The following is a 24,940-nucleotide window of genomic DNA, read 5'->3' as shown; positions in this document are numbered from 1 at the left end:
AAATTAGAAGAAGATTTTCAATATGTTGAAAAAGGACTTTATACACGTGCACCTATTTCCATGCCTATTCTTTTTGATAAGTTAGTTTAAAAAAACATGGCTATTTTAGTTATTAATATAATTCAATTTTTACTAAGGGGCTAAAACCCCTTAGTTTTTCTATTTTTATGAAAAGGTCAACACATATACCTTCTAAGCTGATATAACAAAAAATTAAATACATTGTTTCCATGCTTCTAAAAATTTTGTTACAACTTGTAACTCGGAATCATTAAATTGTTGGAATAACTCACTGTAACGCTCATGTGCAATTTTGTGTAATTTTTTATGAACAATGGCTAACTGTATTCCCTTATCAGTTAAAGTATAAAAGATTTCCTTCTTATTATCTGTATTTTGATGCGTCAATAAAATTTTATTATCAATAAGAACGCGAATAGCTTTAGAGATGGTTGCTTTAGAAATATTAAGTTCCATAGATAGTAGAGAGTTATTCATTTGTTGTTTACTCTCATGAATAACCGAAACAATATGTAGTTGCGTTAGAGTCCAATTTTTATTTATATTTTCATATTCACTAACTAATTCTTTTATCATCTCTTGAGATGCATATTTTTTTTTTTCTCTTGTTATGACAAAGTCTTCAATAGCTTTTAAGGTTTGTTCATGGACAAAATTTGTCATAATAATTTCCCCTATCTAGAATTATTGTTTACCGGTTAACAATATAAAGTTTACCAGTAAACAATAATCAGGTCAACAATTTAAAAAAACGACTTTTATGCATTGAAACTAACTCTTCAATATAATAGGACTTTATTAGGGTAAATTGTGAAAAATAGATACATTAAAGGTTCTTATATAATTAGTTAAATTTCAATTTAGCAATTGACAATTGCTAAATGAGGATATAAAATCAAAATAGTTTACCAGTAAACAAAAAATAAAATAGACAAAGAAGGGTAGAAACATTTAAATGAATAAGGGCATAAAGCAGAAAATTTACGATAATTATCTACATTTGTTACATCTCAATGAACAAAAGGCAGATAAGGATATTGAGACTTTTTTTAAGCAAGCAAAAATGGAAGAAATAGAACATGTACCGACAAATATGACAAGTATACACGTAATTGCCTGTATTGGTGAAAATCAGCCAATAAATAATATTACAATTGCAAGGAAAATGAATTTATCTAAAGCGAATATCACAAAAATTAACACCAAATTAATAAAAGAAAATTTAATCACTCGTTTTCAGTCAGTTGATAACAAAAAGGAGGTATATTATCAACTTACTTCGGCAGGACAATCACTTTGTGAATTACATCAGAAAATTCATGACCAGAAGGAAAATGAATTTTATCAGTTCGTTGATTCATTTTCTGAAATTGAACAAAACGCAATATTGAAGTTTTTACAAAATATAAACGATAAAATGTTGGAGAAATAAATTTATTATAACTTAAATAAATTAGCTAATTATTAATAATCTTTTAGGAGGGATAGCATGAACCGTGTTAAATCAAGTGCTTCTTTTCTTTTATATTTGTTGTGTATTAGTGCTTTTTTCGCTTCTTTAAATCAAAATATATATTCTCCAATAATCCCCATAATTCGGGATTCATTCCAAGTATCTATAACAATGGTTAACCTTTCCGTTTCCATATTTATTTTTATTACGGCAATTATGCAAATTGTTTTTGGTTCTATAATTGATTTTAAAGGTGCTAGGACTATTCTTATTCCGAGTATTATTTTAACAATTATAGCGAGTATTGGTTGTGCAATTACAAGTAACTTTACAGTATTTTTAATATGTAGAATTTTACAGGCTGTAGGGACTGCTGCAATACCACTTATTGCTGCAACTACAATTGGTACTGTATTTCAAGGAGAACAACGAGGAAGTGCAATGGGTACATATCAAACCATGTTATCCATTGCACCTGCTGTTGCACCAGTGCTAGGAGGTTTTATTGGGGAAAAATATAATTACTCAGGTGTTTTCTGGCTACTTGTAGCAGTATCTGTAATTCTATTTATAACTAATTGGATATATTTCCCTAAATATCGTGTAGGAAGTAAAAAAGAATTGAGTGGGAAAACACTTATATCTCACTATGCTTCTATATTTAAAAGCAAAGTGGGCAGTTCCATATTAATATTAAGTTTCTTTGCATTTTTTCTTTATTTCTCCTTCCTTGTTTACTTACCAATTTTATTAACTGATCATTATCAATTAAGTTTACAGGTAGTGGGTTTACTTTACTTACCAATGGCTATTAGTTTAATAATTGGCAGCATGGCTTTTAAAACAATTCAATCAAAAATTTCACAAAAAAAGCTTTTTATAACTGGAAATGTAGTCTTAGCTTTGAGCGTTATATTATTTGCTGTGACCCACTCGAAAACTTTAATTGGCGTAACAGTTGCTTTAATTCTCCACGGTATATCAATTGGTATCCTTACTCCTTTATTTGCTACTATGATTGCAAATGAATTTGAACATAATAGAGGAAGTGCAATGGGAATGTTTAACTTTATTAGATATATGGGAATGGCTGTAGGACCTATTGTTTCGGGGGTATTATTAGCACATTTCACGCCTACAGTTGTATTTGCTCTATTTGGTGGTTTTTTTATCTTTCTCTCTTTTGGCATGCTTATACGGATTAGTAAAAGATCTATTAAAATTGTGCCAAAACAAGAAAATCTAAAATAAGAAAATGATTTATCATAAAGAATTAATAGTATATAGAATATACAGTTAAATTATTATCCATAATAAAATTATGGTAAATTAAAAGGTGGTTTTGTTCATAATAAAATGTGTAATATATTGTTTCTTTTTTAGTTTTCAATAAGAGAAATTAGATTTAGTTAAGTAATAAAAAAAGTGTAGAAATAAAACCTTTCTACACTTTTTTTATTTGATATCAAATTTATTGCTATTCTAAATTTTTTATATAAGATTTTACAGCTTGCAATAGAAATTCTTCCTGTCCCATACCTGCATCCGCTGCCATTTGCACTACTTTTTGCTTGAATTCATAATCTGCATGAAAAGTTAATGGCTCTACATTACTTTTAAAGTATACTCCCTCTACATGTGGAAGAATAGTACCTGATTTCATATGAGAATATAAGTATTTAATCTCTTCTTGAAACTGTAATGGATCAACTTGTAATACGAAAGGTTTAATTTCTAATTTAATAGTATCAGATGAAATACTCAATCGCATATTTGTGACACCTAGCTCTTTGTAAAATAAATTTATTAGATTATAAGTAATGGAATTAAATAGCTGAGGTTTTTTAAATGAAAAAGATAAATACCCTCGTTTGGTAATTACAGCTTGTTTATGGAAAGGTTCAAAGGAGTAATTATGTTCCTTATAAGTGGATAGAGGGAAAATTTCTTCGTCTTCTGTAAGAATCTTGCCGTCTGCTCCATTGATTTCTATTACCCTAGCTGTTTTTCCGGTATGTTGATGTGTTAATAATTGATATAAATATATCTCTTCTTGTTGAATCTTAGTAATGAATGTTTTTCGCTCTTTTGTTTTAGCTTTTTCATAATCAAGCATAAAAATCTCTAGCTCTTCTTCATCGATAAGATATACTTGTTTTCCACGTTTTTCTACCATTGTCGCGGGTAATTTTCCAGATTTGATGTATGTAAAGATAGTAGATGGTGCAACATTAAGAATTTCAGCTACTTCTTTCGTGCTAAGGCCTTTAACCTCATTTTTATTTTTTAAACGTTCAATGTCCTCTAAATAGAAAATCTTACTACCGAATTGCTTCCAGTTATCTTTATATACACATTCTATTAATCCATCTTTTTCTTTTTTTAAAATTGTTTGTACCGTTACTCCCAATAAGTCGGCTGCCTCTTTTGTCGTTACAGTAGGTTTGGTAATGAACAATAAATCTTGTGTCATGCAAGGACACCTCCATAACTATTGTTTGCTAGTAATTTAGATATGTATATATCATATCAGAATATGACTTACATTTAAAATAAGAAATAGAATCTATTAAAGTTCTTATACGATTTTATAGTTTAAAAATATTTCTATTTTATTTTATACTTTAATAATGTTTTATAGTTAATTTAACAGTATATAAGTTTTTAAAGGTAATTAGTTAATTGTTAAATAATATCTATTCAATAAAAAATTATAAAAAAACATAAGTATAGGATAATATAGAAGAATGTAGGATTCTTACAGAATGAAAATGAATTATCATTTGTATAATGGATAGAAGTAAAATAAAATAATACATATAGGTAATAAAGTATATTATATTCATAATCTTTAATAGGAGAGGTGAATTCGAATTATGGGTAATAACAATACAAACGAAAATATACCTATTATAAATAATAAAACTAAATATATAGATACATATGTAGAGAATATAAGTGGTATCACTCCATTTCTGCATAACAATCGTCATGTAGATAAAGTGGAAGAGAAGATGGAGGTTGCAGAAAAAGAGGGAAAGAGTAAATATACGTATTTAAGTGATATAGAAGTCATTTATCATTTTGTACATTTACAAAAACATATGGATGAAAAGAAGAATAGAAAAGAGGATACAAAAAAGAGTTATGTGTCCGAAATCTTGTCATTTTGTCAGTGCATGGTGCAGCACGCAGAAGAATTTGAATTGAATGGGGAGGAGGTACAGCAAAATGACTCTTTATTAAAAACATTACAGCCTTGGCATATTCGTAAATATAATGCTTGGTTGAAGCAGGTAGAGAACGGTAGGAATGGGGATACGTACGCGGTCGCAACACTTGCAAAGAAAACTGTGCTCATTCGTTCTTTTCTAAAACATCTGCATGTATTTTCTTATATTGAAAAGCCTCTTCATGAAGAACTACAGCGCGCTAATGTAAATGAACAGGATCGGCCAAATCGGGACCTATCCTATGATGAAGTAATGAAAATTTTAGGGTTTTATAAAGAACAAGGGCATTTAGTAAACTATACAATTTTACTAGCTCTAGCAAGTACCGGTGCAAGAATTCAAGAATTGTGCACCGCGAGAGTGAAAGACTTACATTATGACGGAAAGTATTGGTTAAAAGTCACAGGAAAAGGGGATAAAGTACGTGAACTTTTCATTCCTGAGCATTTATTCCAATGTATTAGCGAAATGAGACGGAGAAGAGGATTCCAAACTGTATTGAATCGTGGAGATGAAAGTCCTGTATTTATCAATCAGAAAGGAAACTTTTATAATCCCAAAACGTTATCAAACCAGGTAACAGATATGATAAAAAAGACAAATTTAGAGTTTCTACAGTATCGTGAAAATCCTGTAACGGCACATACATTCCGTCATGCTTTTGCAATTATGGCAGTTGAACAAGGAAATGCGGATCTATATCATTTAATGCAAACACTTGGGCATGAAAATATTCAAACAACAAAGATCTATTTAGAGAAGCATATGAAACGAAAGAATAATGTGGGGACTTCATTTGCGGATATGTTGATGTAAGATTTTAATATAAGAGCTTAATTTTATTATGTGTTTTTTATATGATTAACAAGGTTTTTATTCGTATGAAAAAACAAGTAAGAAAGTATTCTATTGATAAAAAAATACATTCAATCAAAAGTACTTTAGTAGTTAAGTTTAGTGACAGCTTGTAACTTAGGGGTTACACTTAGAATAGTTACATCAGTACGTACGATTGGATCTGTCAGTGGAGGAAGCCTTACTGCTTAATTTTGGGGTTGTATGAAAATAAAAGAGCCTGTTTAAGTGAGAAAAACAGGCTTTAAAACCTTAAATAAGAAGGAAAGAACTAAAAGTATGAATATATTTTTGGCGTGACGAGGTGGGGGAATTGGGATATTTAATTTTAGCATTCATGTTTGCAGTTAGTGTATATTTCCTAGTTTTCGATAACCCTTATATAACTATATTTATTATATTTCTCATCATGGTAGGGAAGTCGTTATATGACAGCAGAAAGAAGAGGCAGTAATCAAGAATACAGGGACATTATGCGAGTAAGATAGTGAGTTATTGATATAATATAAATTATAAAGTGGGTGATTTTCAAAAATGATTCTTGAAAATGTTAGTACGATAGGAGCACTTGCTTTTTTGTTTTTAATGATTTATCTTGCGACAGATCCTAAAGATGTAAGCTTACTAACTATCCCGGCTTACTTTGGTGGAATGTGGGTGACTAACTGGCTTACCGAAAATGGATTTCAAGGTACATTTATTTATACGAGTTGGTTAGTAATCTACATCGTTATAATGATTTACCTTTTCTTCGCTTCAATCCGTCTAGGCATACGTAACATAAAATATATTAAAGAGAAATTAAGAGAACGTAGAGCCATAAAAAAATAACGCAAAGAGAAACCGTCCTCACAGGCGGTTTTATTGTTATACTGAAGTACAATGTAGATTATTTAACATTTGAGGAGGGTTAATTATAGAATACTCAAGAATCTACACATTAAGAAATGAGCAAGAAAAATCAATAAAGGTAGAGTCCTGGCGCTCATTTAGAGAAGAAATGAATGTGTTAGGAATTCAAGATTCAAATGTGTTCAAATGCAGTTTGTGGAATATGGTAAAGAGAGAACGAAAAAGAGTTCTCATAAAAATAATAGGAGAAAATAGTTTACTTACGTATAAATATCATAATTAAGCACATGTTATATACAAATATAGTGGAGGTGCAATTATGAATATTCAAAGACGCGAAGGTAATACAAATTAAATTCTTATTTCTGCTGCAGCAAGTGCTATTGAACAAATGAAGTATGAAATTGCCCGTGAATTAGGAGTCACACTTGGACCTGATACATCATCACGTGCAAATGGATCTGTCGGTGGAGAAATTACAAAGCGCTTAGTTCGAATGGCGGAAGAACAATTATCAGGACAATACAAATTACATTAAGTTAAAATAACAAAAGGAAACAGGCTCTATAAAATGGATCCTTTCTCCTTTTATTTACATAAAATTTGAAAATTAATTTTTAAAACTTAAAAACCACCTTTCAGATTCCTTTGTAAGAGGTTTTATTCGATATGGTAATGCGATAGGTTCTGGATTTAAAATAATCCCTTACAAGGATATTAAGGTCTATTTAACATATTATTATTATATTTTATTATTTTTTACTAGTTTATTAAAAATTCATAATTAGTGAAGTCATCTTTTTAATTAACCATTGATATTGATCGATAAATAAGTGGATAACAAGGATAACTAAGGATAAAACACTGCACAAAGAGTAATTAAAAATAGGAATTTCTTCAGTGTTAAATAAACCACCGTATAAAAAATAACATATTAGTAAGATAAATGATAAGATTCCTACATTAAGAAATATAATTGAATTTGCAATTGGTGGTAGTGACTTATTAATTTCTATAATGCCGGTTGAAATAAATCCAAATAATATTGCATTTTAGGCAGCGTAAATAATGAAAGGAATATAGTATAAATCATTAGGTTCCTTTTCCTTCCATTTAGGGTCCTTTGAAAGTTGAACTGATATCTCTAAGGCCTTTCTCATTGATCTCATTCGCCTGTTCAACCTCCTACAGCAAAATGGGCGAAAACCTCATCGATATGAGAAAAAAACAGTCTTTGATATATTAGGTGTCGTTTACATTTGTACCATGTCTGATAATCAAGCGGCTTAATTCAAAAAAATGAAACCCGTTAGGGTTTCTTTCATATGCAAATCTTTAAATTCCCTACACGTAGCCTTTAGAAAAAAGAAGCAACACTACTATGATTGACGTTGTATGAGCTTAGCTTGATAGCGATGTAGTGCTATCCCTACGAGTGTTTTTCAGATCTTCTGCTTGTGGGAGCAGCAATTTTAACACCAATCAGCAATAAGAGGGCATAGATATATACTCTTACTATTGATTAAAGGCACGAAACATAAAAGAAGAGATACTATACAGTGTCTCTTCTTTTATGTTGATATGGCTCTAAAGAAAATGTAGTGATTAATCAAAGATCATTGGATGCTTCTAGGTTAATGTTAGTATAACGTTAATTCAATCGCTTATATATAATGATTTATGTGTATTCAGATGTATTTTTCGATTGATACTTTTTTGTTTTGTGCACAACAAGGATATTGAAAAAGGGCTGATAAGAATATCAAACCCTTTTGACTATCTTTAATTATTTCACTGCCTCTTTTAATTCTTTTCCGGCCTTAAAAGCAGGTGCTTTTGAAGCCGCAATTTGCATTTCTTCACCTGTTTGTGGGTTACGTCCTGTACGTGCAGATCTTTCGCGTACTTCAAATGTACCAAATCCAAGGATTTGTACTTTCTCTTCATTAGCTAGTGCACTTGTTATTGTATCTAATACGGCTTGTGTTGCTACAGCTGCATCCTTTTGTGTAAGTTCTACTTTTTCTGCCACTACTTTTGTTAGTTCTGTCTTATTCATTTTTCGCACCTCTTTATATGTAATTAGGTGCCTATTATAACGTGTGTATACTCATGATGCAATAATATTAAACAAACTCTTCTGTGCCGAATGCAAAAGTAATATGTAACAAAATACACTATTAATATTTGATATTACTATTTTTAATCTCATTAGAAATAGTAATAGATTGTCCAAACTTTACTAATCTATCTTACATAGTATGTAGTAATAAATTAAAAGGAGGAATTTAATATGTCTTATTACTACTGTAATCATTGTAAGGATTACAAAAAGAAATATCACGATTGTCATAGAGGCAGTAAGGGTTATGAAAAATGTGATAAAAAGCATGAGGAGAAACATTGGGTTAATGTAAAAGTAAATTGTTGTTCTGATGATAACCAATATAATCTTGTGAGAGCATCTGCTTTTAGAGCTGTGAGCACAGTTAATCAAAATTTACCAGCAAATACATTTGTTAAGGTCTTATTTCAAAATGAACAATTTGATTTAGCGAATGAGTATAATCCAGCTACATCAATTTTTATTCCAAAGACAAGAGGTGTTTATTCTGTTATTGGGACTATTGCGTTCATTCCCAATAATCTAAACACAAATTATAGAGCGCGGGTAGAAATTCGAGTTAATGGAAATCCGGCAATTGCAATAGATAATGATTTTTTTGGTCCAATAAACTTTGCTAATGTTGTTGCTGTTTCATCAATCATTCAGTTAAATGCAGGGGATATAGTCGAGATTTTTGCACAAAGTAGTGTAGCTGGAGTTATTTCTAATGTAGAAAATAGTACACATTTTGAAGCTGCAAGATTTCCGTCTCCAGACGCATAAGTGATATGAAATTTTTTCAGTGATTTTATATAAAGAAAGTCCATAATTTATATTTGACTTGCATTTATGCAGGTTTTTTTTTGATAGAAAATGTTTATCGTGACACAAGTTGGTTACATTATTTGGGGAATCTAAATTATTTACATAAATTTTGCATGATGTGTACATAGAAGCAATATGTCTACTAAAAAGGAAGTGAAAAGTATGGCTGCATATGCTGAAGAGCAATTTATATATTTTACAACAAAATCAATCTATTTAGAGTCAATTAAAGGGAACTAGAAAACATATTGGGATGAATATAGAAAGCTACAAGACTGGCTGCAAGAACAGCAACTAATTATCAGTTTTATTAGTTAGGTTGAAAAGAGGATGAAGAAATTCCTTTAGAAGTATCCCTTATATCATCATGATGAAAATGTATTTAATAAATAAGGTAAGTTAGGCATCCAGAGGGATGCTTTTTCTTTTGGTATAGAAATCCCCTTGGTGACTATATTTTAAATGTAGTTAATAAATGCGGTACGTGAAGTTTTATTATGTGTGTAGAGATAAGATTACATTTAATACAATAAGGGAAGAATGGCATATAAGATGATGAAGTAAAAACATTTACTGTTATACAAATGGAGGAGTGTTATGAACGCAGTTTTTAAAGAGTTTAAGCAGACCTTAAAGGCATTAAGTGCTGCCAACACATATTTAGATTGCTTAGTACAAACTAAAACGTATCTGCAGTTTCTAATACTTGTCATATTTTGCATTATTACAGTTTACATACCTTTCCCTTCATTTACGCTTAATTATATAAATGAATTAGATCTACTAATGCAATACATAATTAAATCCGTTTATTTTTCTTTTCCTATTTCACTAGTTTTCCTATTTATAATGCGAGATCAAAGATTCTTGTTTTCTAAAAAAATCACTTTCCAACAGCTAAAAATTTCTTTTTTCTGCGCTTTCATTATTTATGCTATTATGTTGTTATTTTTAGCCGTACTAATATCTTTTACAACATTCGGAGGAGCATCTAATCCCATTGGGAATGAAGGGATTACTAATATGCTTCACAAAACACCTGGGATTGCAATTCAATTAATCGGAGAAAACATTATGTTTGTATCTATATTGTTCTTTTGGCATAAGATCATACGTTCCTTCAAAATAAGCCCCATAGCTTCTATTACAATCTCTTTAATATTGTCTGGAAGCTCATTTGGATTACTCCATCTCTCTACGTATAACAATAATTGGGTACAATGTTTAACTTTCATTGGAATACCAGCTATCACTCAAATGGTTTTCTTTCTAATATTTAAAAATATTCATATGGGATACATACTTCACTTCAATTACAATTTAATCATTATAATTTTTAACTATATAGCTTCAATTTACCACTAAAAATAAAAGAAAAGGCACCCCTGCTGCAAGGTACCTTTTCTAAGGGGTATAACTCATTAGCTAAGCGGCCGTTGGTCAAGTATACCGCCTAGACTATTACATGAGTTATGTTTTTATTATACATTGATCATATCAAAAATATTATCATTAGTGAAATTAACTTTTATTATTTTTTAATTTTAAAGCTGCCACCATAATAATTATGTTTATCAATTTTCATAACATCTACAAATAATCCTGGCTTATACACTGATGTAATAGGTGTTACAAAGCTCCCATAAATATGCGCAGTACCAGAATCATAATTTGTTTTTTAACTTTGTGAAATAGTTTTAGAGACAAAAATAATAGAAATGGAAAAAGAAAGGATAAAAGCAATTTATATACATCATAATGTAAAATATATATTGCATATATTTTGCTTATAATTTAATATATAGAATATAAGATAAAAAAGTAAATATTACCTTTATAAACGGGGTGCATTTAATGTCAGTAAGCAAAATAAAAATTGCAAGAACAGAAAAGGGGCTAACTCAACAAGAATTAGCTGGGCTTGTAAATGTTACCCGACAAACAATTGGCCTTATTGAACTTAATAAATACAATCCATCTTTAAAGCTTTGTATTGATATAGCTAAATCACGCGATAAAACTTTAGATGAATTATTTTGGGAGGAAAAATAGAATGGAAAAATTTAAAAATTTGTTTTCACTCAGTACACATTCAGATGAAAGAATTCAACAAATCGAAATGAAAATTTGGGCTCAATCTGGAATTGTGGTTTTATTGCTAGCCTTCTTAGATTTAATAATAAGGGGCGTATACTTACAAAGACCGTTTCTAGAATGGGCTACAGCTCTTGGTATCATTATCTGTTATATGGTATTCTTCTTTATTAGATCCATTTTAGCTGGTGTTTACGAACCAGAAATCGATAACAAGGAAAAATTAAAACAAAAATTAAAAGCTAAATTATCTTATACTCTTATTTTATCTTTTTCTGGTGTAGCCTACACTACATATCATAATCAATTACCTCAAGATATTGTTGGATGGATCTTAGTATGTATTAAGTTTATTCTACTTGTTATTATTTTGTTCGGTATTCAATATTTTATTACTATAATAGCATGGAATAAATCCAATAAAATTCAATAATTATAGACAAAAAAGCTTATCTTTTAGCAAATAATGATAAGCTTTTTATTATTTTCTTCCTATCTTTTTCGTTTTAGGGGATATTTTGTTTTGTTAGCTTGATAGCGATGTGGTGTGACCCCTAGATGCTTTGAAAATCCTATCTCTTGTGTTGATAAAGCTGTAGAAATATAAAACAGAATATTCCATCTTATATTTATAAACTTCAAGTTATTTACATATTTAGGTAATAAAGTTATATTTGTGGTGATATACAATAAATGGAGGGAAGGGATCTTATATGTTTAAAAAAGTAGCTTTAGGGATTTCATCGTTAGCAATCACTACATTTGTAGGTTTAGGAATGGCAACAGAGGCATCTGCTGGTCCTGCAGCACCATTATCTTCATTAAACGTTGTACAAGTAGAGTCTGAGCAAGGTGGGATAGAGACTATCAATACTAATAGCTTTAGTACAACAAGAAACCATGGGGGAAGTTACCTATATATTTACACAAAAGAAATTGGATATGGACAAAATCCGATTGCAAAAATGAATGGTTCAGCAGTAAAGAGTATTGGCTCAACTGTAATTGGCGGCAACCCAATTGTTGGTTGGTATTATAAGTGGGATGCATCTGGACATCAACAGGGGACATATGAATATCAAAAAACCTCTATTAATTTCCCATTCAATACAATGCGCACTTCACTTTATATACAATAAATAACCAGGGGTAAATTATAGGAATAACTATTAAGGTACGAGTTCTAATGGGGTAGTTTATTCTTTGAATTGAATACTATTTCTATAATAATACTTTTCTATTGTTTTATGACTATGTTACCCATTTGTAAAAGTTCATAGTCATGATAGCTCTACGGATCTATATAAACATAGTTTTGGAGAATGGAAACCTTTAATTTTAAAAAAATACAGAATAAGAGGAGTTTTAGTATGAAAAAACAAAGTCTAGCTATAGCTACTATTCTATCATTAGGTTTAACTGTATTTGGTGGTACTACCTCTACATTTGCGATGACTGAGCCAAATGATAATGTGACGTTTCAATTTACATCAAAATATATAGGAAATATACCGTCAAAGCCCAAGGACTGTAATAATGTAGACAAATATAAGCTGTGTACAAACAAAGAAGAAGCTGATGCTTGGGGAAAAAAACAATTTAGTAAGTGGAGTAAAGAAGAGAAATCTGCCATAAGAGATTATACAAAAAATGCAAGGCCGTATAATGAATTCTTAAGAACGCATGCGGGTAAATTAGATTCTGATCTTACAATGAAGAAAAAAATTGAATCCTTAGATAAAGCATTAAATAGAAAAGAGGCAAAAATGAATGACAATATAAAAGTGTATCGAGGGGATGATGCATGGATTTTTGGAAAGGAGTATGATAATTCCATAATAAAAAATGGCAAGGTTGATAGGGAGAAATTCAAGGAAATACAAAAAAAATTCCAAGGAAAAACAATAACTGAGTTTGGATATATAAGTACTTCTATACTTATTGATGCCGGATATGCCAAAACAAGACCAGTTATGACAGAATTTAAGGTAGGCTCTGGGATTCATGGTGCTTATATGAATTCAGATGACTTGACTGCGTATCCAGGGCAATACGAATTGTTATTGCCAAGAAATACCGTCTATAAAATTGAAAAAATATATATAGCTATAGATAACAATACCCAAAAAGAACAAATAAAAGTGGAGGCTACAATTAAATAAATCTAATGAAGTTAAATTTTAAAAAATAAAGTGATTCAGAATAACTATATAAATCCGAATACGCAACGCATGTAAATAATCCAAATAAAAACCGTAAGGATTTCTAATCTTTACGGTTTTTATCATCTTAGCCAAGAAGACTCCTTCCTCAAGGAGCGTGAAGGGTTTCAGCCCAGTGAGTAGGCGGGAGATGAATTGGCTTCGAACAAGGGATGGTAGGGATCCATCTTAATTGTTCGACATATATAAAATGTTACTTTGCTATCTATCGAATATATTTTAGATAAGTTTAATTTGATATTCTTGAAGCCAGCTATTTACTTGAAGTAGATAATCAATTAAACCTCTAGCTTCATTACCAGTAATGATTTCATCTGTACCTAGTGCAACTGAACGAACCTTTTCTACGTTAATAAGAGGTAGAATAGGAGAGGTATTATCGTTTAATACATCTAGCATCCATACACTAATTCCTTGTAAATAGGCGTTATCTTTTGTACTTGGATATGCACTTTTTTTACGATAACATACATCTGTGGGAAGAACAGTCTGGAAAGCTCGACGTAAAATTCCCTTTTCAATATTATCGATACTTTTTATTTCAAACGGTACATTCCAGAGATATTCAACCAGTCGATAGTCACAAAATGGAACACGTACTTCAAAACCTGTCATCATGCTAGTACGATCTTTTCTCTCTAACATAAAAGGTAGGAAGCGTGTAATAAACATATAAGACATTTGACGTTGTTTTGCTTGTAAATCATTTTCTCCTTCTAAAAAGGGTATTTCATTTACAGCTTCTTGAAAACGTTGTTTTTGATAGTTGATAGGATTTATTTTTGTTTTTAAGTCTTCTGATAAAATTTCTGTAATATAAGAATAGTTTACATTCCAAGGGAAAATATCCGCTTTTAAAAACTCTTCTTGATGGAACCAAGGATATCCAGAAAAAACTTCATCTGCTGATTCTCCTGAAAGGGCTACTGTAGCATCTTTTTTCATTTCTTTAAAGAGAAGATACAAAGATGTTTCAAGTTCCCCAACACCTGGTAAGTCACGAGCCCTCATTGGAATTAATAAATTTTCAATGAGCTTTTCAGATCCTAATTCAAAAGAATGATGTTGTGTTCCAACATGTTCAGATACACGTTGTACCCAAGGTTCATCCCGATCACGGCGAAGAAAATCTTCTTCGAAATCTCGTTCTTCATTTGTAAAAGTTAGAGAATAAGTATGAAGTGTCTTTCCAATTTGTTTGAATTCATTTCCTGCTAATCCAGTTAAACCACTGGAATCTAAACCTCCTGATAACATTGTAACCACGGGTCTATCGGCAACTAATTGTCGTTTCACTGTATCCTCTAAAATAGATTGAATTGTATTAACTGTAGTATTTATATCATCTGTATGTGGTTTACTTTCTAGCTTCCAGTATTGCTTACTTTCAGTTTTATTAGAAGTAAACAGAATGTAGTGTCCCCCGCGCACTTCATGTAAATCTTTAAATACTGCATGACCAGGTGTTCGCATTGGACCAAGGCAGAAGATTTCGGAAAGTCCTTCTGAATCCACCTCTGCTTGTATATTTGGATGAGAAAGTAATACTTTTATTTCAGATCCGAAGATAACTGAATTATCACGTTGTGCAAAAAAGAGTGGTTTCACCCCTAAATGATCGCGGGCTAACATGAGTCGTTGCAATTTCTCGTCCCAAATACCAAAGGCGAAAATTCCGTTAAGGTGTTTTACACAATCTTCTTTCCATTCTAGATATGCATGTAATAATACCTCGGTATCTGATTTTGTTTGAAATACATGGCCCAAATGCTCTAGTTCAATACATAGCTCTTGGTAGTTATAAATTTCTCCATTAAATGTTAGTGAAACAGTTGTCTCTCCATCCTTATACAACATGGGTTGTAGACCACCTTCAGGATCAATTACAATAAGACGACGATGACCAAAAGCTGCATGTTTAGAGAACCAAAATCCTTCTGCATCTGGTCCACGATGTATAATAGAATTTGTCATGTTTTTTAAAGTTTCTTTTTGTTTAGAAAGGTCCATTGACCAATCAATCCATCCCGCTATTCCGCACATATATATTACCTACTTTCCATTTGATTAGTAAACATCATAGTATTTCTATAAATTTCTTGTTTAGTAATAAGTTATTAATCATATTAATAATGCTTATTTAAATGATGCATATCTTGATAACAGCACCCTTTGAAACAAAAGTACCTATTGATGCTAGTAAACTAAAAACAGAAGCAATATTAATAATTACACCGTGAATATTTAATTCATGCATTTTTTTAGCGGTGCAAATAATACCATGGGTTCCGTCGTGTTGATTGATATTAATGATACGACGGTAATCATTCAAGTCATGGTCTAAAACAGGAGTGGGATAGCCAATACCGGCATTGTTAAACATAATATAAATTCTTTCAAAAGCTTGAACAGTTTTTTCTATTAATCATTCAGCTTCTTCAAACTTTGAAACATTTGTTTTACAACAATCGCTTCTTCACCATGTTCCTGGATGGCTATAGCGGTTGAATTACCTAGCTCCACATAAAATCAGCTATTACAACTTAATTTTCTTTTTGAGTAAACTTTTATGAGGTCTCTTTACCAATTCCTCGGGTTCTACTTCTGATAAAAGCGACTCTTCTCGGGTTTAGTGTTATCCATCTCCTTTATTTTTATATAATGAATGTTAAATGTTTTTATACAAAATTGTTGTTAATTGAAAGATTAATAACAACTATCTGTATTGTAACTCTATTTATAATTCATTAAAATTTAGATATATTTACTAATAATTAAGTAAATCTTAATAAAGGGAGTATTAAGATGAATTTTGAACAAATGGAGTATATCGTAGCGGTAGCGAATACTGGATCATTTACCAAGGCTGCACTCCAGTCTCACGTTACTTTATCAGCAATTAGTCAATCTATTTCCTTGTTAGAAAATGAACTGGGAGTAAAACTCTTCGCACGTTCACGAGGGTTGGGGGCAGTTCCGACTTCCGAGGGGAAATCGATTATAAAAAAAGCTAGTGATATTCTACTGCAAGTAAAAGAATTGAAAGAAGAAGCGCAAATCTACAATCATACTTTAAACGGGGAGTTAAGAATTGCGACAATCCCTGGACCTATGCATGTACTAATAAATATAATTTCGACATTCAAAAAGGAGCATCCTTATGTAAATATAAAGGTTTATGAAAAAGATCATAAAAAAATACTAGAAGACCTTCAAAAAGGCGAGATTGATATTGGATTTATTGCATCATCAGAGAAGTTTAGAGAGAGGCACAATAATTTTACATTTAAAAAAATAATAGACGTTAAAATAGTTGTGGGAGTTAATAAAAATTCTCCACTCGCATTAGAGAAAATCCTTGTACCAGAACAGTTAGTAAATCAGGCTTTGGTTTTATATGATGATGAATACATTCGAGGTAGCATTAATAAGTTATTTTCTAAGTATGGGAATGTGGATATATTATTCATCTCTAATAATACGCAAGCAATAGAAAATGCAGTGAAGCAAGAACTAGCTATTACAATTGGATTGGATTATTCATTCAAACATAATCTATTAAATAATCAAAAAGAAATGGTTTCTATTGTATTAGATGTACCTAACCTTGAGCCTCTTTCTTATGGATGGGTCCTTAGTAACGACAAGCAACCTTCAAACATACTAGTGAGGTTCATTAATAAGCTTCAGTTTGAGTAGAAGATTAGTTTAAATTGCTTAGTAGACGGTATAAATGAATTTTATTAAAAATTAAGCTATTATCTGAGGTTCCTTCACATCGCCATCAAGATCGAGAAGCCAATATTAAAGTGGAGCCAGTGGAATACAAAGGCGTTTCATATTCATTTTTGTAAATTTTTGTAACTGATTACGAATATTACATTCAACCATTGTGAGTTATATTGCTAACACAATTAATAATCTAAAAATAAAAGGATCGGATATTGAAATTAAAAAAATCCAATATCCTTTAACTTTTAATTATGCAAGTAAAAGGCTAGAGATTAACTATTGAAATAGATAGTCTCTAGTCTTTTTTTTATTAGTGGGGAGAAAAGGGGATTATAAGGAGTGCTTAATATTCAATCATTTGTTAAATTGTTATTTAAAATATATAATTAAATCTCATGAAAAAATTGTGATATAAAGCACATAATATTTTTTTGAAATTCATTAATTTTAATATGAGGTGGATAGAATGGGAAAATCTCGCGAACAAACAATTGAAAATATTTTAGAAGCAGCTAAGATAAAATTTGGAGAGAGTGGATATGATGGTACAAGTATCCAAGAAATTGCAAAAGAAGCAAAGGTGAATGTTGCTATGGTTTCGTATTACTTTAACGGAAAAGAGAACCTTTACTTAGAGGTATTTAAAAAATATGGTTTTGCAAAAAAACTACCAAATTTTCTTGAAGAAACGAAACATAATCCTAAAATTGCTCTAAGACAATATTTAAATTTTTTTGTTACACATATAAAACAACATCCTGAAATTGGAACGCTTGCATATGAGGCCATTATCAAAGAAAGTTCACATTTGGAAAAAATAAAACCATATATTATTGGGAATTTTGGACAATTAAAAGAAATCTTATTGGAAGGGAAAGAACAAGGGGTTTTTCATTTCTTTTCGACAAACCATGCGATTTATTGGATTACCTCCATTGTCTTATTTCCGAAATTTAAAAAGTTTATTGATTCGATGAATCAAAGTGATTCCGACGATATGCAAACAGAGTGGATAACAGATGATCTTGTAAACAGAATTATTTCTTCATTAATACATAATCCTACACTATAAAATATCCCTTATTTAAAAATGAATCTACAACTGATTCAATTTCCCGATTCATGAAATTACTAAAAAGTATTTGCTGTTATACCCACTGGTATTTCACATCCTTAAATAATTGTAAGTGCCATTATTTAGAATGTATCGGTATAAAAGTACATAATTCTTTTTTTAGATGATAAAAAATTTAAAACTGCTAGTACCCTATGTATGTGTTGAATAGGATTAGTTACGTTATTATTTGTAAGTTTATAAATTACATAGGTAGAATTTTTAAACATTTTACATTTCTAAATAAAGTTAAAAATCAACACTCACCCACACCTACAGAGGTCTTGGTGAGTGTTGATTTTTTAATTTTTTTTGAGTAAGTGACTAAGACTTCTATGTCATAGGTTGACTCTTAATGCAGTATTTATATTGTAAAATTGTGTATACAAACATGTGGTATTATCTCGCTATATAGATATGTAATTAGGCATACTTATATTTGATGAATTATAACTATTATCTTCAAATATCTAACGAGATCTTACTAGAGAAATTAGTTTCGTATAACGAATATGTAAATCCCAAACAAAAAAATTTAATTAATTCATATGAAAGGATGGGAAGAAGAAAGTAATTCAATAATGTCACTCTCTAAATTACATTATTTATAAATATATGTAATATAATATGAAATATTACATATTTAAATAATTGATGTATGCGAAATGTTATATTATGTGATGGAATATATAATTGGAGGAAACATCATGAACAAGAATTTAAAATTTACTCAAATGATGATTGGGATTAGTACGGTAGCATTATCATTTGGAAGTATTCAAACACAGGTATCAGCAGAAGAAAAAGTACCCTATAATATCTTACAGATGAAACCAATTGGGACAGAAACTTCAAAAGATGAAATCGTACATGCTACAAAAACTGACGAAACATTGACTTTTGAAGAGCGTTTAAAAGTAGGCGATTTTTCACAACGTCCTAATCTGGTTATGAAACGTGATGAAATTCAATTAAAGCAAAGCTACTCTCTGGCAGAACTGAATAAAATGCCTGATAACGAACTCATTGATACACTCTCAAAAATTTCTTGGAATCAAATTACTGATTTATTTCAATTTAATCAAGATACGAAAGCATTTTATCAGAATAGAGAACGCATGAACGTTATCATTAATCAATTAGGACAACGAGGAAAATCGTTTACGAAAGAGGACTCAAAGGGCATTGAAACATTTGTTGAAGTATTACGTTCTGCTTTTTATGTGGGATATTATAATAATGAATTAAGTTACTTAAAAGAGAGAAGCTTCCATGACAAATGTTTACCAGCATTAAAAGCGATTGCAAAAAATCCCAACTTTGCATTAGGTACAGCCGAGCAAGATAGGGTAATAGCTGCTTATGGAAAATTAATTAGTAATGCTTCTAGTGATACTGAAACAGTGCAGTATGCGGTAAATATTTTAAAACAATATAATGATAACCTTTCTACGTATGTAAGTAATTATGCAAAGGGACAAGCTGTATATGAAATTGTAAAAGGAATTGATTATGATATACAGTCTTATTTACAGGATACGAATAAGAAACCTAATGAAACAATGTGGTATGGAAAGATTGATAACTTTATAAATGAGGTTAGTAGAATTGCTCTCGTGGGGAATATAACAAATGAAAATAGTTGGTTAATTAATAATGGCATTTATTATGCAGGACGTTTAGGGAAATTTCATAGTAACCCAAACAAAGGATTGGAAGTTATTACACAAGCGATGAGCTTGTATCCTCGTTTAAGTGGAGCATATTTTGTAGCCGTAGAACAAATGAAAACAAACTATGGTGGAAAAGATTATAGTGGAAATGCAGTAGATTTACAGAAAATACGTGAAGAAGGGAAACAACAATACTTACCTAAAACATATACATTTGATGACGGATCTATTGTCTTTAAGACGGGAGATAAAGTAACAGAAGAAAAAATTAAGAGATTATATTGGGCAGCCAAGGAAGTAAAAGCACAATATCACCGTGTAATTGGAAATGATAAAGCACTAGAACCGGGTAATGCTGATGATGTACTAACAATAGTAATTTATAATAATCCAGAGGAATATCAATTAAATAGACAATTATATGGATATGAAACAAACAACGGTGGAATTTATATTGAAGAGAAGGGGACTTTCTTTACATATGAGCGTACGCCTAAGCAGAGTATCTATAGTTTAGAAGAGTTATTCCGTCATGAATTCACTCATTATTTACAAGGAAGGTATGAGGTTCCTGGTTTATTTGGAAGTGGAGAAATGTATCAAAATGAACGATTAACTTGGTTCCAAGAAGGGAATGCAGAATTTTTTGCAGGATCTACACGTACAAGTAATGTTGTTCCGCGTAAAAGTATGATAAGTGGCTTATCATCTGATCCAGCAAGCCGTTATACAGCAAAGCAAACTTTGTTCTCAAAATATGGATCATGGGACTTTTATAAGTATTCCTTTGCACTACAGTCATATTTGTATAATCATCAATTTGAAACATTTGATAAGCTTCAAGATTTAATCCGTGCAAACGATGTGAAAAATTATGACTCATATCGTGAATCATTGAGCAACAATACACAATTGAATGCAGAATATCAAGCGTATATGCAGCAGTTAATTGATAATCAAGATAAATATAATGTACCAGAAGTAACAAATGATTATTTAATACAACACGCACCCAAGCCATTAGCTGAAGTGAAGAAAGAAATTGTGGATGTAGCAAATATAAAAGATGCAAAAATTACAAAACATGAGTCGCAATTCTTTAATACATTTACCGTGGAAGGCAAGTACTCAGGTGGTACATCAAAAGGTGAGTCTGAAGATTGGAAAACGATGAGTAAACAAGTAAATCAAACTTTGGAGCAGTTATCGCAAAAAGGGTGGAGTGGTTATAAAACAGTTACAGCCTATTTTGTAAACTATCGTGTGAATGCAGCTAACCAGTTTGAATATGATATTGTTTTTCATGGTGTTGCAACAGAGGAAAAGGAAAAAACAAATACTATAGTAAATATGAATGGACCATACAGCGGGATAGTAAATGAAGAGATTCAATTTCATAGTGATGGTACAAAAAGTGAAAATGGAAAAGTTATTTCTTATCTATGGAACTTTGGAGATGGTACAACAAGTACAGAAGCAAATCCTACCCATGTATATGGAGAAAAAGGAACATACACTGTGGAACTAACAGTAAAAGATAGTAGAGGAAAAGAAAGCAAAGAACAAACAAAAGTTACTGTAAAACAAGATCCGCAAACAGGTGAATCCCATGAAGAAGAGAAGGTACTCTCATTTAATACGCTTGTAAAAGGAAATCTGGTTACTCCTGATCAAACAGATGTTTATACGTTTAATGTTACAGATCCAAAAGAAGTAGATATTTCTGTGGTAAATGAACAAAATATTGGGATGACATGGGTACTTTATCATGAATTAGACATGCAAAATTACGTAGCTTGTGGTGAAGATGAAGGAAATACTATAAAGGGAAAATTCGTAGCGAAACCAGGGAAATATTATCTGAATGTGTATAAATTTGATGATAAAAATGGTGAATATTCACTATTAGTAAAATAAATTTATTTCCAATATGTATATAATCATTGTTTTTTTAGAAGGAGTCTGTCACGATAGACTCCTTCTGTTTTTTTATCATTTTAGCCAAGAAGACTCCTTCCACAAGGAACTCGAAGTGAGTAGGTGGGAGATGAATTGGCTTCGAACAAGGGATGGCAGAAAGCCATCTTAATTGTTCGACATACATAAAGTGTTACTTCACTATCCACCGAATATACGTTTGGTATATAATAGTCATATACTGAAATGGAGGTGAATCAAATAATAATTAATAAAGCCTATAAGTTTCGTATCTATCCAAATCAAGCACAAACAATTCTAATTAACAAAACAATAGGTTGTTCTCGCTTTGTATTCAATCATTTCCTATCCTATCCCTATGGGATTACGCATACAAAGAGACTGGAAAAGGTTTAACATATGGTACATGCTCTGCCAAACAAACTCTTCCTGCCATGAAGAAAGAGTTTGTTTGGCTCAAAGAAGTCGATAGTATTGCGATTCAGTCGTCTGTTCGCAACCTTGCGGATGCATATACACGATTTTTCAAAAAACAAAATAGTGCCCCGCGTTTCAAATCCAAGAAGAATAACGTACAATCTTATACCACAAAACAAACAAATGAAAATATTGCTGTTGTAGGGAACAAAATAAAGTTGCCGAAACTAGGCCTTGTTCGATTTGCCAAAAGTCGTGAAGTAGAGGGACGTATTGTAAATGCGACTGTTAGACGAAACCCTTCTGGCAGATATTTTGTTTCACTATTAGTTGAAACAGAAGTACAAGAACTTTCGAAAACACATTCTTACATTGGAATAGATGTAGGACTAAAAGATTTCACTATTTTGTCAGATGGAAACCCCTATAAAAATCCGAAGTTTTTCCGATCATTGGAAGATAAGTTGGCGAAAGCACAGCGTGTTCTTTCTAGAAGAATGAAAGGATCTTCTCGCTGGAATAAACAACGAGTTAAGGTAGCTAGAATTCATGAATATATATCAAATGCTAGAAAAGATTACTTGGATAAAATCTCAACTGACATCATCAAAAACCACGATGTGATCGGTATAGAGGATTTGCAAGTATTGAATATGTTAAAGAATCATAAGTTAGCAAAAGCAATTAGTGAGGTATCATGGTCACAATTTCGAACTATGTTGGAATATAAAGCAAAATGGTATGGCAAACAAGTCATTGTCGTATCAAAAACATTTCCTTCCAGCCAATTATGTTCTTGTTGTGGATATCAAAATATAGACGTTAAAAATTTAAACCTACGTGAATGGGACTGTCCTTCTTGTTGTACACACCATGATAGGGATATTAACGCAAGTATCAATATAAAGAATGAAGCGATAAGGCTTCTAACCGCAAGGACTGCGGGGTTAGCCTAATCAACTAGAGTTCGATAGAACTCTTTACTTAGGAATCCCTCACTTCTAAACGAAGTGAAAGTGGGGATAGTTCAATCATACGGTCTTGGAATCTATGAAACTAAGCTTCCAAGCAGTGTCCCAATATGGGAACATACAGGTGACATTCCAGGATTCATTACTTTTACTGAAGGTACACTTGGCGGTAAACATACGTTGGCTGTCAGTTTAAACAGTATGTGTAGTGCTAACAGTCCAAATCCTTTTAAAAATATTTTCATTGCTGAATCTAGCAGGTAGACAAAGAAAAGAGCGTGTTTTGAAAAAAATAACCAAAACACGCTCTTAATATTTTCAGTTGATTATTTTTTATAAAAAGTTTAATCATTTCTACTTATATTGCTCAACTATTTGACCCATTTCTTTAAGTTTAAAAGTCCTTGTGGAAAATTTAAGTGCTTATAGGGAATACTCAGCTAACTGTTCACCCCAAGATGATAATTCGGTTTCAATAAATCCTGCTTTTTTATATGCAAATTTTGCAGTAAGGTTTTCAGGATTATATCCAATCATGATTAACGGAATATTGGTGTAATTATTTCGTCTTATCTCATCAATAATTAGATATATAGCTTGTTTGCCTATACCTTTCCCTTGAAATTCTTCATCAATCATAAGTCTGTAAATCCAATAATTATCATCATCAGAATCTATCCCAAACATAGTAAATCCTATCATTTTTTCATCAAGATAAATACCTTTTGCATAGAAGTTATCTAGAAATTGAACTTCTGCGATAGAATAAAGGTTGGATGCAATAAATGTTTGTTGTTCCTCTTTAACAGACAGTCTAATTGCTTCTTCCCAATTACTTTTGTCAATAGGATTTAAATAAATTTTCTTCAATCTGATACTCTCCTTCTAATATTGAAGAGGAACCACGCAGTTTATGGGTTAGTGAAACGTTATCCTCTTGTTTTTTTGCCCAATCAAATAGAAGTATTTTCTCATCGACAACACCCCTTTAAAGGTATACTTAAAAACATGTTATTATATTCAATATAATTATAATTTTTCCTCTATATTTTATTGAGGATTTGATTATTCATACTAATCTCACTGTTAACTTAATAAGTGTTATTCAAGTGAACCACCCGCCACTTAGTAGCTATTACGAGCTTACTTGATTAGTCGTTACTTTTGATAGCTAACAGTCATACAAATCATAAAGTAAGAATTGATGATTTTCCTGTTCGAGGAGATGGGAAAGAGGTATGGGATACAATTGACTTTGAAAATTGGTTAGGGGAAAGTAGAAATAATGGAACATCTTTCACTCTTTTTTAAATCACCAGTTGGAACAGATGTTGGATTTGAATAAAGTTTGATTTAAAGTATGCTGCAAACTTTGATTTTATAATAGAAGAAACCCACCCATTTTGAAAAATAGATTCATTCTTGTGAATTAG

20 protein-coding genes and 3 pseudogenes are annotated in these 24,940 nt (G+C 31.1%); 16 read left to right on the top strand and 7 right to left on the bottom strand.

The annotated features are described in order from the left end of the window. Positions 1–213 precede the first annotated feature (213 nt). The gene (locus N2V79_RS28950) at positions 214–684 is read right to left on the bottom strand and encodes a MarR family transcriptional regulator (RefSeq protein ID WP_069604037.1); all 471 of its coding nucleotides are present in this window, start codon (positions 682–684) and stop codon (positions 214–216) included. A gap of 292 nt (positions 685–976) precedes the next feature. Here N2V79_RS28950 and N2V79_RS28945 point away from each other — a divergent pair, with 292 nt between their 5' ends. Beyond that, positions 977–1,453, top strand: a complete 477-nt coding sequence (locus N2V79_RS28945; RefSeq protein WP_340720536.1) for a MarR family transcriptional regulator — start codon at positions 977–979, stop codon at positions 1,451–1,453. A 57-nt stretch (positions 1,454–1,510) separates the two neighbouring features. After that, positions 1,511–2,725: an MFS transporter gene (locus N2V79_RS28940; RefSeq protein ID WP_340720535.1), complete on the top strand. Its 1,215-nt coding sequence runs from the start codon at positions 1,511–1,513 to the stop codon at positions 2,723–2,725. 226 nt (positions 2,726–2,951) lie between these two features. Here N2V79_RS28940 and N2V79_RS28935 read toward each other — a convergent pair whose 3' ends face one another. Then, complete coding sequence (locus N2V79_RS28935; RefSeq protein ID WP_340720534.1) at positions 2,952–3,947, bottom strand: helix-turn-helix domain-containing protein; 996 nt, start codon at positions 3,945–3,947, stop codon at positions 2,952–2,954. Between the two features lie 403 nt (positions 3,948–4,350). Between N2V79_RS28935 and N2V79_RS28930 the strand changes: the two genes are divergently transcribed. The 3 genes from N2V79_RS28930 to N2V79_RS28915 all read left to right on the top strand — a co-directional run bounded on the left by N2V79_RS28930 (position 4,351) and on the right by N2V79_RS28915 (position 6,952). Next, the gene (locus tag N2V79_RS28930; protein ID WP_340720533.1) at positions 4,351–5,523 is read left to right on the top strand and encodes a tyrosine-type recombinase/integrase; all 1,173 of its coding nucleotides are present in this window, start codon (positions 4,351–4,353) and stop codon (positions 5,521–5,523) included. 573 nt (positions 5,524–6,096) lie between these two features. Then, positions 6,097–6,393: a hypothetical protein gene (locus N2V79_RS28925; RefSeq protein ID WP_098818591.1), complete on the top strand. Its 297-nt coding sequence runs from the start codon at positions 6,097–6,099 to the stop codon at positions 6,391–6,393. A gap of 376 nt (positions 6,394–6,769) precedes the next feature. Then, positions 6,770–6,952, top strand: a complete 183-nt coding sequence (locus N2V79_RS28915) for an alpha/beta-type small acid-soluble spore protein (protein ID WP_340720544.1) — start codon at positions 6,770–6,772, stop codon at positions 6,950–6,952. 1,248 nt (positions 6,953–8,200) lie between these two features. Here N2V79_RS28915 and N2V79_RS28910 read toward each other — a convergent pair. Continuing rightward, positions 8,201–8,473: an HU family DNA-binding protein gene (locus N2V79_RS28910; RefSeq protein WP_109737678.1), complete on the bottom strand. Its 273-nt coding sequence runs from the start codon at positions 8,471–8,473 to the stop codon at positions 8,201–8,203. Between the two features lie 234 nt (positions 8,474–8,707). Here N2V79_RS28910 and N2V79_RS28905 point away from each other — a divergent pair, with 234 nt between their 5' ends. Both N2V79_RS28905 and N2V79_RS28900 read left to right on the top strand, forming a co-directional pair. Continuing rightward, entirely contained in the window at positions 8,708–9,304 is a 597-nt protein-coding gene (locus tag N2V79_RS28905; protein WP_109737679.1) for an ABC transporter permease, read from the top strand. A 639-nt stretch (positions 9,305–9,943) separates the two neighbouring features. Further along, the gene (locus N2V79_RS28900; RefSeq protein WP_340720532.1) at positions 9,944–10,711 is read left to right on the top strand and encodes a hypothetical protein; all 768 of its coding nucleotides are present in this window, start codon (positions 9,944–9,946) and stop codon (positions 10,709–10,711) included. Positions 10,712–10,877: 166 nt separating this feature from the next. On the opposite strand, the pseudogene N2V79_RS28895 reads toward N2V79_RS28900, so the two are convergent. After that, a pseudogene (locus N2V79_RS28895) lies at positions 10,878–11,012 on the bottom strand (DUF5065 family protein); the annotation flags it as partial. A 188-nt stretch (positions 11,013–11,200) separates the two neighbouring features. On the opposite strand from N2V79_RS28895, the gene N2V79_RS28890 reads away from it, so the two are divergent. The 4 genes from N2V79_RS28890 (at position 11,201) to N2V79_RS28875 (ending at position 13,602) form a co-directional block, all read left to right on the top strand. Further along, positions 11,201–11,398, top strand: a complete 198-nt coding sequence (locus N2V79_RS28890; protein ID WP_340720531.1) for a helix-turn-helix transcriptional regulator — start codon at positions 11,201–11,203, stop codon at positions 11,396–11,398. 1 nt (position 11,399) lies between these two features. Beyond that, the gene (locus N2V79_RS28885; protein ID WP_340720530.1) at positions 11,400–11,873 is read left to right on the top strand and encodes a DUF6773 family protein; all 474 of its coding nucleotides are present in this window, start codon (positions 11,400–11,402) and stop codon (positions 11,871–11,873) included. A gap of 280 nt (positions 11,874–12,153) precedes the next feature. Continuing rightward, positions 12,154–12,579, top strand: a complete 426-nt coding sequence (locus tag N2V79_RS28880) for a DUF4879 domain-containing protein (protein ID WP_340720529.1) — start codon at positions 12,154–12,156, stop codon at positions 12,577–12,579. Between the two features lie 231 nt (positions 12,580–12,810). Then, positions 12,811–13,602 carry an ADP-ribosyltransferase gene (locus tag N2V79_RS28875; protein WP_340720528.1) on the top strand — a complete coding sequence of 264 codons (792 nt, stop codon included), beginning with the start codon at positions 12,811–12,813 and terminating at the stop codon, positions 13,600–13,602. Between the two features lie 279 nt (positions 13,603–13,881). Here N2V79_RS28875 and asnB read toward each other — a convergent pair whose 3' ends face one another. After that, a complete protein-coding gene (gene asnB / locus N2V79_RS28870; RefSeq protein ID WP_340720527.1) occupies positions 13,882–15,705 on the bottom strand; it encodes an asparagine synthase (glutamine-hydrolyzing) in 1,824 nt (607 codons plus the stop codon). Positions 15,706–15,802: 97 nt separating this feature from the next. Further along, positions 15,803–16,084: an SDR family NAD(P)-dependent oxidoreductase gene (locus tag N2V79_RS28865; RefSeq protein ID WP_445661894.1), complete on the bottom strand. Its 282-nt coding sequence runs from the start codon at positions 16,082–16,084 to the stop codon at positions 15,803–15,805. Between the two features lie 383 nt (positions 16,085–16,467). On the opposite strand from N2V79_RS28865, the gene N2V79_RS28860 reads away from it, so the two are divergent. The 5 genes and pseudogenes from N2V79_RS28860 to N2V79_RS28840 form a co-directional block, all read left to right on the top strand. Beyond that, the gene (locus tag N2V79_RS28860; protein ID WP_098818841.1) at positions 16,468–17,361 is read left to right on the top strand and encodes a LysR family transcriptional regulator; all 894 of its coding nucleotides are present in this window, start codon (positions 16,468–16,470) and stop codon (positions 17,359–17,361) included. Positions 17,362–17,860: 499 nt separating this feature from the next. After that, complete coding sequence (locus N2V79_RS28855) at positions 17,861–18,466, top strand: TetR/AcrR family transcriptional regulator (RefSeq protein WP_109737684.1); 606 nt, start codon at positions 17,861–17,863, stop codon at positions 18,464–18,466. A gap of 749 nt (positions 18,467–19,215) precedes the next feature. After that, the gene (gene colA / locus N2V79_RS28850) at positions 19,216–22,098 is read left to right on the top strand and encodes a collagenase ColA (protein ID WP_340720525.1); all 2,883 of its coding nucleotides are present in this window, start codon (positions 19,216–19,218) and stop codon (positions 22,096–22,098) included. Positions 22,099–22,344: 246 nt separating this feature from the next. After that, a pseudogene (gene tnpB / locus N2V79_RS28845) lies at positions 22,345–23,492 on the top strand (IS200/IS605 family element RNA-guided endonuclease TnpB). 78 nt (positions 23,493–23,570) lie between these two features. Then, a pseudogene (locus tag N2V79_RS28840) lies at positions 23,571–23,771 on the top strand (peptide hydrolase); the annotation flags it as partial. Positions 23,772–23,930: 159 nt separating this feature from the next. On the opposite strand, the gene N2V79_RS28835 reads toward N2V79_RS28840, so the two are convergent. Next, a complete protein-coding gene (locus tag N2V79_RS28835) occupies positions 23,931–24,377 on the bottom strand; it encodes a GNAT family N-acetyltransferase (protein ID WP_340720524.1) in 447 nt (148 codons plus the stop codon). Between the last annotated feature and the right edge of the window lie 563 nt (positions 24,378–24,940).

The organism is Bacillus sp. CH_70 (assembly GCF_038007045.1).
Taxonomy (GTDB): Bacteria; Bacillota; Bacilli; order Bacillales; family Bacillaceae_G; genus Bacillus_A; species Bacillus_A cereus.
This window is presented reverse-complemented; position numbering and strand designations above follow the sequence as displayed.